The 14,171-nt window shown below is 59.2% G+C and carries 11 protein-coding genes; 2 read left to right on the forward strand and 9 right to left on the reverse strand.

Annotated elements, in window-relative coordinates; translation table 11 throughout:
• Positions 1-96 precede the first annotated feature (96 nt).
• Positions 97-2,778, forward strand: a complete 2,682-nt coding sequence (locus DWW73_RS04830) for an RNA helicase (RefSeq protein WP_117778895.1) — start codon at positions 97-99, stop codon at positions 2,776-2,778.
• Between the two features lie 79 nt (positions 2,779-2,857).
• On the opposite strand, the gene DWW73_RS04835 is transcribed toward DWW73_RS04830, so the two are convergent.
• From DWW73_RS04835 to DWW73_RS04870, 8 genes are all read right to left on the reverse strand, one after another.
• On the reverse strand, positions 2,858-4,615 hold the full coding sequence (locus tag DWW73_RS04835; RefSeq protein WP_117778896.1) for a DUF2130 domain-containing protein: 1,758 nt from the start codon (positions 4,613-4,615) through the stop codon (positions 2,858-2,860).
• Positions 4,616-4,754: 139 nt separating this feature from the next.
• Positions 4,755-5,519 (reverse strand): ChbG/HpnK family deacetylase, encoded by a 765-nt coding sequence (locus DWW73_RS04840; RefSeq protein WP_117778897.1) that lies wholly within the window; start codon positions 5,517-5,519, stop codon positions 4,755-4,757.
• 77 nt (positions 5,520-5,596) lie between these two features.
• Positions 5,597-7,045: a PTS transporter subunit EIIC gene (locus DWW73_RS04845; protein ID WP_117778898.1), complete on the reverse strand. Its 1,449-nt coding sequence runs from the start codon at positions 7,043-7,045 to the stop codon at positions 5,597-5,599.
• Between the two features lie 340 nt (positions 7,046-7,385).
• Entirely contained in the window at positions 7,386-8,222 is an 837-nt protein-coding gene (locus DWW73_RS04850) for a PRD domain-containing protein (protein WP_158551187.1), read from the reverse strand.
• Between the two features lie 73 nt (positions 8,223-8,295).
• The gene (locus tag DWW73_RS04855; protein WP_233502842.1) at positions 8,296-8,841 is read right to left on the reverse strand and encodes a metallophosphoesterase; all 546 of its coding nucleotides are present in this window, start codon (positions 8,839-8,841) and stop codon (positions 8,296-8,298) included.
• A gap of 66 nt (positions 8,842-8,907) precedes the next feature.
• A complete protein-coding gene (locus tag DWW73_RS04860; protein ID WP_089573341.1) occupies positions 8,908-9,087 on the reverse strand; it encodes a hypothetical protein in 180 nt (59 codons plus the stop codon).
• Positions 9,088-9,351: 264 nt separating this feature from the next.
• On the reverse strand, positions 9,352-10,731 hold the full coding sequence (locus tag DWW73_RS04865; protein WP_117647455.1) for an aldehyde dehydrogenase: 1,380 nt from the start codon (positions 10,729-10,731) through the stop codon (positions 9,352-9,354).
• Positions 10,732-10,740: 9 nt separating this feature from the next.
• The gene (locus tag DWW73_RS04870; RefSeq protein ID WP_117778899.1) at positions 10,741-11,961 is read right to left on the reverse strand and encodes an iron-containing alcohol dehydrogenase; all 1,221 of its coding nucleotides are present in this window, start codon (positions 11,959-11,961) and stop codon (positions 10,741-10,743) included.
• A gap of 254 nt (positions 11,962-12,215) precedes the next feature.
• On the opposite strand from DWW73_RS04870, the gene DWW73_RS04875 reads away from it, so the two are divergent.
• Positions 12,216-12,779 (forward strand): ferritin family protein, encoded by a 564-nt coding sequence (locus DWW73_RS04875; protein ID WP_070097113.1) that lies wholly within the window; start codon positions 12,216-12,218, stop codon positions 12,777-12,779.
• 242 nt (positions 12,780-13,021) lie between these two features.
• Here the strand turns inward: DWW73_RS04875 and DWW73_RS04880 are convergent, their stop codons facing one another.
• Positions 13,022-13,903, reverse strand: a complete 882-nt coding sequence (locus tag DWW73_RS04880; RefSeq protein ID WP_117778900.1) for a hypothetical protein — start codon at positions 13,901-13,903, stop codon at positions 13,022-13,024.
• Positions 13,904-14,171 lie beyond the last annotated feature (268 nt).

Below are 14,171 nucleotides of genomic sequence, written 5' to 3' on the forward strand. Positions count from 1 at the left end.
CAGAACGCCCATTTCCTGCATTTTCTCGCGCGCTAGCACCCCGTGCCGCCGCTACGCCATAATGGATGGCGGACAATCGCGAGAGAAAGCAACCACATGGCACAGACCACGACAGATACCGCCGCCAGCACCGTCTCCGGCGCCGGGGCCGCCAGCTCATTCTCGGGCGGCACGGGAACCGAGGCAGAGTTCGGTTCGCTCGGCGCGCTCTCTCCCACTTGGTGGGAGCCCGAGGACGGCAGCGAGCCCGAACCATGGCTCACGCCCGATCAAGCCTTCGAACGCTTCTTTGAATGGACGAGCAATCGCGGCATTGAGCTGTGGGATCACCAAGAAGAAGCCCTCATGGATCTAGCCGCCGGTGACCATGTCATTTTGGGAACACCAACCGGATCGGGCAAGTCGCTTGTCGCGCTGGGCATGCTCTTTATGGGCATGGCGCAGGGCAAGCGCTGCTACTACACGGCCCCCATCAAGGCCCTGGTCAGCGAAAAGTTCTTCGATCTGGTACAGGTGCTCGGCCGCGATAACGTCGGTATGATCACCGGCGACACGCATATCAACACCAAGGCACCCGTCATCTGCTGCACGGCAGAGATCCTTGCCAACGACGCACTGCGCGAGGGCGAAGATGCCGATGTTGGCTGCGTCGCCATGGACGAGTTCCACTACTTTGCCGACCCCGATCGCGGTTGGGCCTGGCAGGTGCCGCTGCTCACCCTGCCTCACACGCAGTTTATGCTCATGAGCGCCACGCTCGGCGATGTCACCGCGATCGCTGCCTCGCTTGAGGAGCACACCGGCGCTACCTGCGACTTGGTCGTCGATGCCCCACGCCCTGTGCCGCTGAGCTACGACTATGTGACGACCTCCCTCGAGGGCACGGTCGAGCTCGCGATGCGCCGCGGCGAGGCCCCGCTCTATATCGTGCACTTTAGCCAGGATGCCGCGCTTGCGACGGCACAGTCGCTCGCCAATTTTGGCATCGCCAGCAAGGAGCAGCGTGAAGCCATCAAGGAGGCGGCCAAGGGCACGAGCTTCTCGACGGCCTTCGGCAAGATCCTCAAGCGCTTGCTCGGCTGCGGCGTCGGCGTGCACCACGCCGGTATGCTGCCGCGCTATCGCCTACTGGTCGAGCGCCTGGCGCAGCAGGGCCTACTGCCCGTCATTTGCGGCACCGACACACTCGGCGTCGGCATCAACGTGCCCATCCACACCGTGGTCCTCACCGCGCTCACCAAGTTCGACGGCTACAAGATGCGTCGCCTGCGCGCCCGTGAGTTCCATCAGATCGCTGGTCGCGCCGGTCGCTCGGGCTTTGACACCGAGGGTATGGTCATCGCCGAGGCACCCGAGCACGAGATCGAGAATGCCAAGCTTATGGCCAAGGCGGGCGACGACCCCAAAAAGCTCCGCAAGATTAAAAAGAAGAAGGCCCCCGAGGGCTTTGTCACCTGGAACAAGCAGACCTTTGAGCGCCTGATCGAGACGCAGCCCGAAACGCTCAAGCCGCGCCTGCGCATCACACACTCCATGGTGATTAGCGTGGTCGAGCAGGGCGGCAATGCCCGAGCCCGCGTACACGACCTCATCGAGACGAGTCTGCAGACCCCCGAGGAAAAGGCTAAGCTCGAGGTTCGTGCCGACGAGATCTTCGCCACGCTCATCGACTCCGGCGTCGTCGTGCGCACCGAGGTGCCACCCGCACCCGACGCTCCGGCTGACGCCGCGCCGGACATCGACTATGCGCTGACGGTCGACCTGCCCGAGGACTTTGCGCTCGACCAGCCGCTCTCGCCGTTTTTGCTTGCCGCGTTGGAGTTGCTCGATCCCGAGAGCGAGACCTATACCATGGATTTAATCTCAATGGTCGAGGCAACGCTCGAGGATCCCAAGCAGGTGCTGCGCGCTCAGGAGCGCGCAGCGCGCGACCGCACGATGGCCGAAATGAAGGCTGACGGCATCGAGTATGAGGAACGCCTGGAGCGCATCCAGGACGTCACGTACGAAAAGCCGCTCGAGGACTTGCTCGACGCCGCCTTTGACAAGTACTGCCAGGAAGTACCCTGGGCAAACGACTACCAACTCTCTCCCAAGAGCGTTCTGCGCGATATGCTGGAAAGCGCGAGCGATTTTAAGGGCTACATTCAAAAGCTCGGCATCGCCCGCTCCGAGGGTATTTTGCTGCGCTACCTGGCAGAGGCTTACCGTTCACTCGACCGCACCGTGCCCATCGAGAAGCGCGACGAGCGCCTGCGCGACATTATCTCGTGGCTGGGCTTTGTGGTGCGCTCGGTGGACTCGAGCCTGGTGGACGAATGGGAGAACGCCGGCAACCCGGCAGCCCTCGACGCCGCGCCGCCGCAGGGCATCGACGAGGTCGTTGCGGACCGTCGCGGCTGCACGCTGTTGGTGCGCAACGCGCTCTTCCGCCGCGTGACTCTTGCCGCCCGCGAGCATGTGCGCGACCTGGGCGAACTCGACGACGACTGGGGCATGAGCGAGATCCGCTGGCAAAAGGCTCTCGATGCCTACCATGAACAACACGAGGAGATCCTCACCGACGGAGATGCCCGCAGCGCCGCGATGTTTTCCATCGACGAGTCCGACGAGAAGACCGCGCACGTATGGCACGTGCACCAGATCTTTGCCGACGAGGATGGCGACCACGACTTTGGCATCATGGGCGATGTCGATCTGGACGCCACGCAGGACGGCGGCGAGGTCATCTTCAAAAACTACCGTGTCGGCTTTATCGAGGACCTGCTCGAGGACTAGCCGAACAGAATGGGACGAAACGAAGCGGGGTCGGTGGCAACATCGCCAGCGACCCCGCTTTTGCACTATCCGCTATGCCTTACTCGGCATCTTCGACCTCATACGAATCCGCCTCGGCTGGCGCATCGCTTGTCTCCGGCGCAGCCTCGCGCGCCTCGTCAAACGCCGCCTTCATGGTCTTGTTGCCCCACGTGAGCTTGCGAATGGTAAGCTCATCGGCCTTGTTGTGGGCCAGGCGCAAGTTCTCGGTGCTGCGACGCAGGTCGTCCTTGGTCTTCTCGAGCTGCTTAATGGCGGCATCAATCTCCTTGATCGCCGACTCGAATTGCTTGCTCGCCAGGTTGTAGTTGCGCGAGAAGCCGTCCTTGAACTTCTCCATCTTGGCTTCGAAGTTCGTAACGTCGATATTCTGCTGCTTGTACTCCGCCAGCTCCTGCTTATAGCGAAGCGAACCCATGGCGGCGTTGCGCAGCAGCGTAATCATGGGAATGAAAAACTGCGGGCGGATCACGTACATCTTCTCGTAGCGATAACTCACGTCCACGATTCCTGCGTTATAGAGTTCGCTCTCGGGCTCGAGCAGCGTGCAGAGCACCGCGTACTCGCAGCCTTTCTGGCGACGATCGTGATCGAGCTTCTTAAAGAAGTCCTCGTTTTTATGCTTGGTCGCGGTCTCGTCGTTCTCGTTTTTCATCTCGAACATAATCGAAATGACCTCATTGCCGCTTGCGTCGCACTCGCGGAAGATAAAGTCGCCCTTGGTGCCCTCGGACGCATCGTTATCCTTCTCGAAGTACGCGTTGGGAAACGCCGTCATGCGCAGACGGTTAAACTCGGTCTCGCAGTGCTGCTCGAGCGACTCGCCCACCATCTTGGTAGACAGGCGGACCTTCATGTCCTTAAGGCGCTCAATCTCTTCATCCTTGTAGCGAATCAGGTCATCGCTCGCGCGCTTGGCCTGCGCAAGCTCGAGCTCGTGTGCCGCCTTGGCCTGTTCCTCGCGCGAATCGCGCACTGCCAGCTCGCTCGTCAGTTTGGCACGTGCCTCATCACGCTCACGCTCCGCCGCGGCGACCGCCTCTGACAGGTTCATTTTGGCCGTCAGCTCCTGTTCGCGCAGCTGCGCACGCAGACCCTCGGCCTCTTGCTCGGACTGAGCCTTTGCAGCGGAAAACTTCTCTTGTACCTTCGCACGGTAGTCAGCAAGCGCGCGCTCGGCCTCGCTGCGAGTGGCATCGAGCTCGCGCTGCGACTCAGCCGCCGCGGCGGCAAGCGCCATCTCCTGGGCCTTGTCCGCCGCGGCAAGCCTGGCCTGCAGCTCGGCAATCTGGGCATCTCGTGCAGCTAAATCATTTTGAGCGGCGTTGCGCATCGCCGATTCGGCAAGCTTGGCTTCGTCATCTTTGCGTCCCAGCTGCGCACGCAAATTGTCGATCTCGCGCTGAAGCTCGGCATTCTCCTTTTGAGCGTCGGCACGGGCCTCAACCGCCGCGCGCTGGCTTGCGCTCTCGCGCTCTGCGGCAGCGCCCTCGAGCTTGGCGCGCAGCTCGGAAAGCTCGGCATCGCGCTTGGCAACCTCTTGTGCCAGCTGTTGAGCTGCAGCGTTCTTCTGCTCGACAAGTTGAGCGTTGCGCTGAGACTCTGCCTTTTGCAAGGCAGCCGTCGAGCGCGAGCGCTCAAGCTCCAGTGCCTGCTCGCCCTCGCGCTGGACTGCCTTCACGCGCTCATCCAGGTCGCGCGAAAACTCGGCATTGCGCACTTGTTTGACGATCTCCGCATAGCCGGACGCATCGACCTTAAAAACTTCGCCACAATGCGGGCACTTGATCTCGTTCATAGCAGCTCCTCGATGGACGCAAATTTCAACCGCCTACACTCTACCGCGCCGCACGGACAAAAAAGGCGCCGCTGCCATAATGGCAACGGCGCCAGAACCACCACAAAGGCGACTGTCCCCTTTGTGGTGACTTGGGTCCTTACAGGTCGCGGTAGTCGATCAGGCGAAGATCGGATTGAGACTCGAGCCAAGCGCGAAGCTCGGGGTCGATCAGCGCATCGACTTCCTTGGTACGATCGGTCGTGAGCGAGCTGTTCTCCAGGATAAAACGATCGAGATAGCCCGGATGGCACACAAAGACGACCGTCTCGCCGTCCACCATCTCGCGAACCGTCTGCATGATTGCCTCTTTGGGCTCGTAGCCCGGCTCCATCGAGCGCATCACCATGCGCAGATCAGTATCTCCGCAATGCACCACAGCCGCGGGGTCGAAGCTCGCCTTTTGCTCCTTAAGGCCCAGCTCCTGAGCAACCGCCGAGATCGCTCGGTTAAGGTTTTTGCTCATGACGGCATGGGCCTCAAAGTAATCGGGCTCGCGGCCCACGATCTCGACAAAGCGGTCATGCTGCGCGCGGATCTCGATGCAGGCCTCGTCGAAGTCTATCAACTCCTCGCCGCGCTTAAAATGCTCGCGGAAGGTACGGCTGCTATGGAACTCGCCGTTCTCGTTGAGCATGCTCGGAATGAGCGCCGGGTCGGCACACGGCTTGCCCAGGCACACGTTGGTATGCTGACCCACCGCAATGCCGACATCCGCCACGAGCGACCAGCCACGCTCGGCCTCGGGCATATTGGGCATAAGTCCCGCCGAGCGCACCAGGCCCTCATTGATACTGCGGGCAATCCCCAGGTTAACGGCATACGAATAACCGATATCGTCGGCACGAATGAGCAATTGCTTCATATTGACCCCCATCTACGGAAAGGGACACTTGAAGCGCAGCCAAGTGCCCCAGATAATTGTCCTACCGAACGGATGCTTTAGGCTTTGGCGGCAGCAGCGTCTTCGTCGAGCTGCTCCTTGGTAAAGCCAAAGAAGTAGGCGATGGCAGCGGCGGCAACAAATGCAGTGCCCGATGCAACGCAGCCCCATACGAGATTAGCAGTTCCGCCTGCAACATAACCTGTAATACCTAGGATATTAGTTGCGCCCAAAACATACGTGGTCACATTAGTGAGAGCCGCGATCAGGCCGCCGATAGCGCCGCCCGCGACCATGGCACCCAGGCAGCGAGTATACTTAAAGCCGCAGCCATACAGCGCGGGCTCCGTCACGCCACCGACAATGCCGGAGAGCGAGAAACCAAGCATAGCGCCCTTTTCGTCGACCTCCTTAAGGCGCAGGAAGGCACCGAAGGCCATGCCCCACGTGGCGAACTGAGCGATAGCACCCGCGACCATAACGCAGGAGTCAGACCCTGAGGTGAGCACCTGCACAATGCCGAGGGCAATCAGAACCTGGTGCATACCGGTCATAACCAGGAACTCCCAAAGCGCGGCAATGGCGACGAGGGAGAGGATCGTGACGATGCCGCCAGCGTTTCCGAGGCCGAACATAAAGTTGCCGACCAGGTCGCCCAGAATGGAACCAATCGGAGCTAGGGCGCACAGGGAAACGGGGGTCATCACAGCCATGGTGCACACGGGCACAAACACCGTGGAGAGCATGTCGGGGATGATCTTCTTCATGAACTTCTCGACGACCATCAGCACCGGCATAGACAGCAGCATGGGGAGCACGGTCGCAGAATAGTTGTTCAGCTGAGCCGGGAGCACGCCGTAAACCATCGTGGTCGTAGCACCAGAATCCGCAGCGGCGTTGACCAACGTCATGAACTCGGGGGCAATGAGCACGCCGCCGAGCATCATGCCGAGCGGCTGGCTGCAGCCGAGCTGCTTTGCGGCAGCCCAACCCAGATAGACAGGGAGGAAATAATAGCCGGCGTTGTAAATCCAGTTGTAGAAGAAGTTGTAGATGTCAGAATCTGCAGACCAGATACCGAGCATGCCGTCGCCGCAAAGTACGGCAAGTGTGCGGAACATGGCGGCGCCCATGATAATGGGGATCGTCATGCACATTGTCTTGGACAGGTAGTTAAGGGCCTTCTTGCCCGCAGTCTTGACCGTCAGTGGCTCCTTGGTGCCGTCATCGAGGTTCTCGTCAATGGAGCCTTCGCCCTTGACGCCCAGCGCAATGGCGGCGTCATAGACCTTCGGCACGTTCTGGCCAATGATGACCTGATACTGGCCGCCAGACCACTGTGCGCCCAACACACCCTTGATCTTCTTAACTTCATTATCATTGGGAATGGACTGATCTTTGAGGTTCAGACGCAAGCGGGTCATGCAGTGCGTCGCGTTCGTCACATTGGAGGCGCCGCCGACGGCAGCGAGCACGTCCTCGGCAATCTTCTTGTTATCGACAGTCATGTCGAATCCCTTCTCTTCCAACTAAAGGCCGTGGGACTTCACGGCACCAAGACGCACGATTCCGCTCGCGCCTGCGCAGCGCGCGATACCAGTTGGCAAGAGATTGATTTGCATGTGATTCCCGGGTGGATCGACATGAAAAAAGCCCCGCGCACAACCGACAGAGACCCAATTATGGTCTCGGCAGAATCGGTAGTGCCTCTCGGAGCTGCGCCGTGAGTAACACCCAACACACGGCGAGTATATGCGGCAGATGCGTTCGTTGCGGCTCAGATTACCGACGAACGGTAGCAAACGACCCGCGAACGGTCGCCATGACGGAAAGGAAATACCAGAGAGCCTATTTATCCGAGTGGACAGAAGCCACGCGATTCACATGCATGATCAGATAGACGAGCTCCTCTTGGGCCAATGGCTCGCCAAAGGTCTCTTGAATCAGATCGTCGACACGGTGAGCGCAACGCGATGCCGCCGGATACTGCTCCACGAGCACGTCGTAAAGACCGGAGTTCTCGGTATCGATCGGCTCTTTCTTTGCCACGCGGTCGAGCAGATAGCGCACATGAGTGGCAAAGCGGGCAAAGGCGAACGACGAGCGATCGACCGTCACACCCAACTCTTCTTGAATAATCGCGACCGTCATATCGAGCAGTCGCTCCTCGTGCTGCTCGGCAAGCACGCGCCGCTCGCTCGGCTTAACCGATGCGTTGACAATCGACATGGCAATGCCCGCGGCCTCGCTTCGGGGCATGCGCACATGAAAGCTCTTCTGGATGCCGCGAACAGCCAGCTCGCCCAAGCGGTATTCGATGGGATGCAGCTGCTCCAGATCGCGCTCAAGCGGCAACGACACCACCATGTGTTCGCGGGCGCGCTTAATGGCAAACTGAATATGGTCTGCCAATGTAATGGGAAGGTTAGGACTCAATTCGTACGAAAGCTGTCCGGTCGCGATATCGGCCAGCTGAGCAGAAAACTCCAGCACCTCGGGGTCGACCTCATCGATAAACGCCAGGTACTTTGAATCGATGCCGTAAAAGGTACGCGTGATGACATCCAGGTCGACCTCATGCGGCATATCGCCAAAGCCGATACCGCGGCCCAGCGCGATAAGCTGACGCCCCGCGCCATCTTCGCAGATGGCAGCGTTGTGGTTAATGCGCTGGATAGCCCTCATGGAATCATCGCTCCTACTAAAACGCGCCGTGCAGACCATCCGCGCGGCGCGTTCATTCTACCTGCACTTACAGCTAGAGTCCAAAGAAGCCCAGGATCTGGTCGCGGCTAACGGGCTTGTAGTTGTTGGCATCGAGGCCAACGTCGTAGCGAAGGACTGGGCGCTCGCGATCGCGATTGCGCGCGTTGGTGCGGTCTCCCCTGCTGTGAATGTGCCCGTGCAGCATGATGGCGCCGCGCGCCTTGCCATTCCAGCTGAGCATGGGGTAATGGCTCATTACCAGGCGATGGCCCTTAGCGTAACCGGGGGCGACCTCCAGATAATCGCGCACCTCATCCCAAATGTGCGGCGCGTCTGGATCTTCCCAGTCGTCGTCATGGTTACCGCGGATGAGCGTTACGTTCTGACATTCGATGCGCTCGCGCAGGCGCACCGCCTCCACCAGGGGCAAACGATAGGTAAAGTCTCCCAAGATATAGAGGCGGTCGTCCACAGCCACGCACTCATTGATGGCATCGATGACCTTGCGGTTCATCTCCTCGACCGAATCAAACGGTCGATCCATGTCGTGCAAGATATTCGTATCGCCCAGGTGCAGGTCGGCGGTAAACCACATCATCGTCTCTGTCCTCATTTCGCAACGCGTATAAGACCTGTTTAGTATACAGACGCGGCGATGAGACAGTCACCCAAAGAGCCCGCCGAACAGACCTCGGCGACGCTTGTCCTTTTTATTCGAACCTTTACCCCGGGCGTTCTTATCCTTTTGCTTCTTACGGTCCTGCTCCAACTCATCGTCATCGAGTAGCATATCCCACTCAAACGGATCGTCTGTCAGATCGAACAGGTCATCGTCATCAAACACGTGCGCCTCCATTACCGATTAGCGAGCATCCACAACGTAGTTGAGAAGTCTACGGGCCCGTGCGGACACAAATTCATCCTGTCTGCGTCTTTCAATCGTTTGCCGCAACGCTTGCGCAACGGAACGCTTGCAGATAAGATAGGAACACGGATGGCACCCGTGGCAGCGGGTCTTGCCAACTCCGATACACGTTTTCATCGTGAGAAGTGGCCGTCTTCGCTTATGCGGGGGCGGCCATTTTGCTTATCTCTAAGTCATCTGATTCTAATGCACGAACATGCGCACGAACTTGTGCTTCCAGCTCGCATACGGGGCATAGCGGAATGGCACGTCCAGCCACGTTGCCTTGTTCACGATGCTCTTCTTGTGGCTAAACGTATCGAAGCTCTCGCGTCCATGGTACTGCCCCATACCGCTCGCGCCCATGCCGCCAAAGCCCATATGGCTCGTAGCCAGATGCATGATCGTGTCGTTGACGCAGCCGCCGCCAAAGGGCACATGGCGCACAAAGCGCTCCTGAACTGCGCGGTCCTGGCTAAAGATATATAAGGCCAGCGGTGTCGGACGATCCGTAATAAACGTCTCGGCCTCGTCTAAGCTCTCAAACGTCAGCACCGGCAAGATGGGACCGAAGATTTCTTCCTGCATCACGGCGTCATCGGGGGACACGCCGTCTAGGATCGTCGGCTCAATCTTGAGCGACGACTCGCGCGCCGTGCCTCCCAGCACAACCTTGTCGGGATCGATCAGCCCGCGCACGCGCGCAAAATGCTTGGCGTTGACGATGTGGCCGTAATCCTCGTTGTCGAGCGGATGCTCGCCAAACATGCGGCGGACCTCCTCCTTGATGAGGCCCAACAACTCATCGTGCACGTGCACGTCGACCAGCAGATAGTCGGGCGCTACACAGGTCTGGCCCACGTTGAGCCATTTACCAAAGGCGATGCGCCGTGCCGCGACCTTCAAGTTTGCCGTCGCATCCACAATGCAGGGACTCTTTCCGCCCAGCTCAAGCGTCACGGGCGTCAGGTTTTTACTTGCCCGCTCCATGACGAGTTTGCCGACCGGAACGCTGCCGGTAAAGAAGATCTTGTCCCAGCACTCATCGAGCAGCGCTTCGTTCTCGGCGCGCCCGCCCTCGATAACCGTCACCAGGCGCGGATCAAACGTCTCTTCGCAGATTTGCTTGAGCACCGCGCTCGAAGCCGGCGCATAGGCACTCGGCTTGATGACCACGGTGTTACCCGCAGCGAGCGCGCCGGCGAGCGGCTCGAGCGTCAACAAAAACGGATAGTTCCATGGAGCCATGATGAGCGTGACGCCATAGGGCACGGCTTGCGTTTTGCACACACTCACGGCATTGGCGAGGTCACACGGACGCAGGCGCGGACGACTCCATCGAGCCACATGCGCGATCTGATGGCGAATCTCGGAAAGCGACGTGCCGATCTCGCACATATACGCCTCGTCATGCGACTTTCCCAAATCGGTCTTGAGCGCATGGACGATATCGGCCTCGTGCGCACGAACCGCATCACGCAGGCGCACGAGCGCACGGCGGCGAGCGTCGACATCAAACGTGGCGTGCGTCTTAAAGTAGGCGCGCTGATCGCCGACGATGCGCGCAATTTCCTCGGTGTTCATGGCACTCTCCTAGTTCTCGTCCTCAAACATACCACCCGCGACGACCTCGTACATACGCTCGAGCTCCAAGCGGTCCATTAAAAGCGGAACGGGGTATAGCGGATTGGCCTCGGCGTCGGCATGTGCCGCCATTTCGGGAATGTCGGAGCGGCGAATGCCTGTCACATATTTGGGGATACCCAGGGCAACGTTCATGCGATCGACCCAATCGATAAATGCCTCGGCCGCAAGACTGTCCTGCGCGTTAGCCGGCGCAATGCCTGCCATGCGAGCAAGATCGGCAAGCATGGGGGCGGCGGCGTCACCATAAACGCGAAGCATGTGCGGCAGGATGATCGCGTTGGCCAAACCGTGCGGAATTCCGTATCGGCCGCCCAGACTGTGCGCGATGGCGTGAACGTATCCCACATAGGAGCGGGTAAACGCAACGCCCGCCTTATACGCCGCCGAAAGCATATTGCGACGCGCACGTATGTCGTCGCCATACTCATAGGCCTCGAGCAAATTGTCGTGGATGAGCTGCACCGCCTGGCGCGCCATCTTGCGCGTGTAGGGCGTGGTGCTACGGCCGATAAAGGCCTCGACGGCATGCGTCAGGGCATCCATACCCGTCTGCCCCGTAATGGAGGCGGGCAGGCCACGTGTAAACTCGGGGTCGTGTACCGCAAAGCGCGGGATCAGCACAAAGTCGTTAATGGGGTACTTGTAGTGCGTCTCGTCATCGGTAATGACCGCTGCAAGCGTGACCTCGCTTCCCGTGCCCGCCGTGGTGGGGACGGCGATGAGCAGCGGCAGGAGACGGTGGACGCGCAACAGGCCGCGCATCTTGTTGATGGGCTTATTTGGCTGTGCGATGCGTGCGCCCACGCCCTTGGCACAGTCCATGGCCGAACCGCCGCCAAAGCCGATAATGGCCTGGCAGGCGCTCTCGCGATACAGGGACGCCGCTTCCTCCACGTTTGAGACCGTGGGGTTCGCACGCGTTTCGGCATAGACCGTAACGCCAATTCCCTTGGACGCGAGCGCCGTCTCGAGCGGCGCCGTGAGCCCCAGACGGGCAATACCGGGATCCGTCACGATAAGAACCCGCTGTATCGAGCGCTTTTGAAGCACCGCGGGCACGTCCTCGGCATGCTCCAAAATGCGCGGCTCGGTATAGGGCAGGATCGGCAATGCGATGCGAAAAACCGTCTGATATGTTCGGCACCAGGCACGACGGGCTAGATGCATAAAGGAAACTCCTTCATTTGTTGATAGGTCAACATTTGCTCGACCGATTGTACTCAGCGGAGGTCTCGAGCGGCCTGGCAATCGTTAATCAATCAACATCTTCACATGCCCAAAATTATTTTATTAAAAATCATTCCTAATAGGCTTCACATTTGGTTGCATTTATGGATAATAGAACTCGTCAAGACGCACGTCCGGAGAGGGCCCTTACGGGACCGGACGAGCGCACAATCGCCATCGATCGAAAGGATCGAATCATGAAGTTTGTTTGCCCCGTTTGCGGTTATGTGGAAGAGTTCGACGGCGACCAGCTGCCCGAGGACTTCAAGTGCCCCCAGTGCGGCGTTCCCGGTTCTCGTTTCCTGAAGCAGGAAGAGGGTCAGCTCGAGTGGGCTGCCGAGCACGTCGTGGGCGTCGCCAAGATGGAGGGTGTCTCCGAGGACATCGTTGCCGATCTGCGCGCCAACTTTGAGGGCGAGTGCTCCGAGGTCGGTATGTACCTGGCCATGGCTCGCGTCGCTCATCGCGAGGGCTATCCCGAGATCGGCCTGTACTGGGAGAAGGCTGCCCACGAGGAGGCCGAGCACGCCGCCAAGTTTGCTGAGCTCCTGGGCGAGGTCGTAACCGACTCCACCAAGAAGAACCTCGAGATGCGCGTTGAGGCCGAGAATGGCGCCACCGCCGGCAAGACCGATCTTGCCAAGCGCGCCAAGGCCGCTGGTCTCGATGCCATCCACGACACCGTGCACGAGATGGCTCGCGACGAGGCTCGCCACGGCAAGGCTTTCGCCGGTCTGCTCAAGCGCTACTTTGGTTAAGCCAACCGCCTGAGAGACAATCTCTAGCTCGATAAGGCCCGGACCGCAAGATCCGGGCCTTTTTCGTGTCTAGCGAACCAGTTAACGTCCCAAAAAAAGGACCACCTTCGGCATCGGCTTCGCGTCAAAAACTAAGTGAGTAGCCTTTTGGGAACTTGTCGAGCAGACCATCCGTATTGCTTTATAAAACCGCAGGTAGATAGCTTGCCGCAAAACAATCTGGTCGCCATCACGCTAAAAGTCTACTCACTTAGATTTGCAACCGTCCATGATCGGGCCTTTTTGTGTCTAACGGGCATCTTTTTGTCGATTTCTCCCAGTTTTGGCCAGTCAACGAATAGTTCAGACCGAAGTAATGCCTCGGCCCCTTGCTCCTCCAAGCTTTTATCGCGATATTCAACATCGAGCAACCTGCACACGGCCTTAACAATCGCGTGGAATCTATCCTCATCGGATATCTGTCCGTGTGTCAGGAGAAATACATCGTAGCCCATGGCCTGAAGCGCCGTCATGCGGTCGACGTCGCGCAAGCCATCCCCGACTCGCCCGTGTGAGCCCTTTCCTTGGCATTCAATGGCCACCTGTCGCTCTCCGTCCGGCGAAGACAGAAGTAGGTCAATGTATACGCGGGACTTGCCTACAATCGCCCGAGCACTTGCGCTTAGCGCCACTTCGACATTGAGCTCTATGCCGCAAAAACCTTCGCCTCCCAGGGATCGTGGCAACCCAAGCAACAAATACGTCTCAACCTCAAAAGGCGATGCGGCACCCAGTGGAACGAGATGAGATGCCGCGACAAATCGCTTGCCGTAACGCATCCCACAAACATCTGAGCAAAAACGGTCAAGGTCTTCGCCCAAAACCAAAGCGTCGCGCCTCCATAAATTTGAGGCGGAGCCGTCCTCGGACGGACAGCGCGCCCAACCCAAGGTTGCCGGAATCGCGCCCGACTCAATTGCACGCGAAAGCTCTGCCTCGAGTGCTGCTGGCAAGGCACAAACCGTAAACAAGCCGCACATCTCCGCCAACACCAAAAGAAGCTGGAGATCCGTCAGATGCCGCGACATGATGAATGCCGTCAGCAGAGGAGACGTAACCAAAAACCCATGTTCCGTTTCCAGCACGGATTCCCTGGGGAACTCGCCTAGGAACAGCCGCTGCCTAATGCTGACAGGGCAAGTCCGCTTGCCTCTCGTCCGAACCAATGTATACAGCGGAAAGCCGAGCACAACCGTAGCCGTCGGGTTACGGGCGAGCTCGCATCGCCGCCGGTCTTCTTCCGGTCGCGGGAGCGGCGGACACAGAGCGCGGGCCTGAGGGGGCAAGCGCCAGTACTTAAAAGCCGATATGTCACAAAGTAGATCCTTCATAGGCACAGGAAAACACGAATTT

The organism is Collinsella sp. AF16-8 (assembly GCF_003462695.1).
Classification (GTDB): domain Bacteria; phylum Actinomycetota; class Coriobacteriia; order Coriobacteriales; family Coriobacteriaceae; genus Collinsella.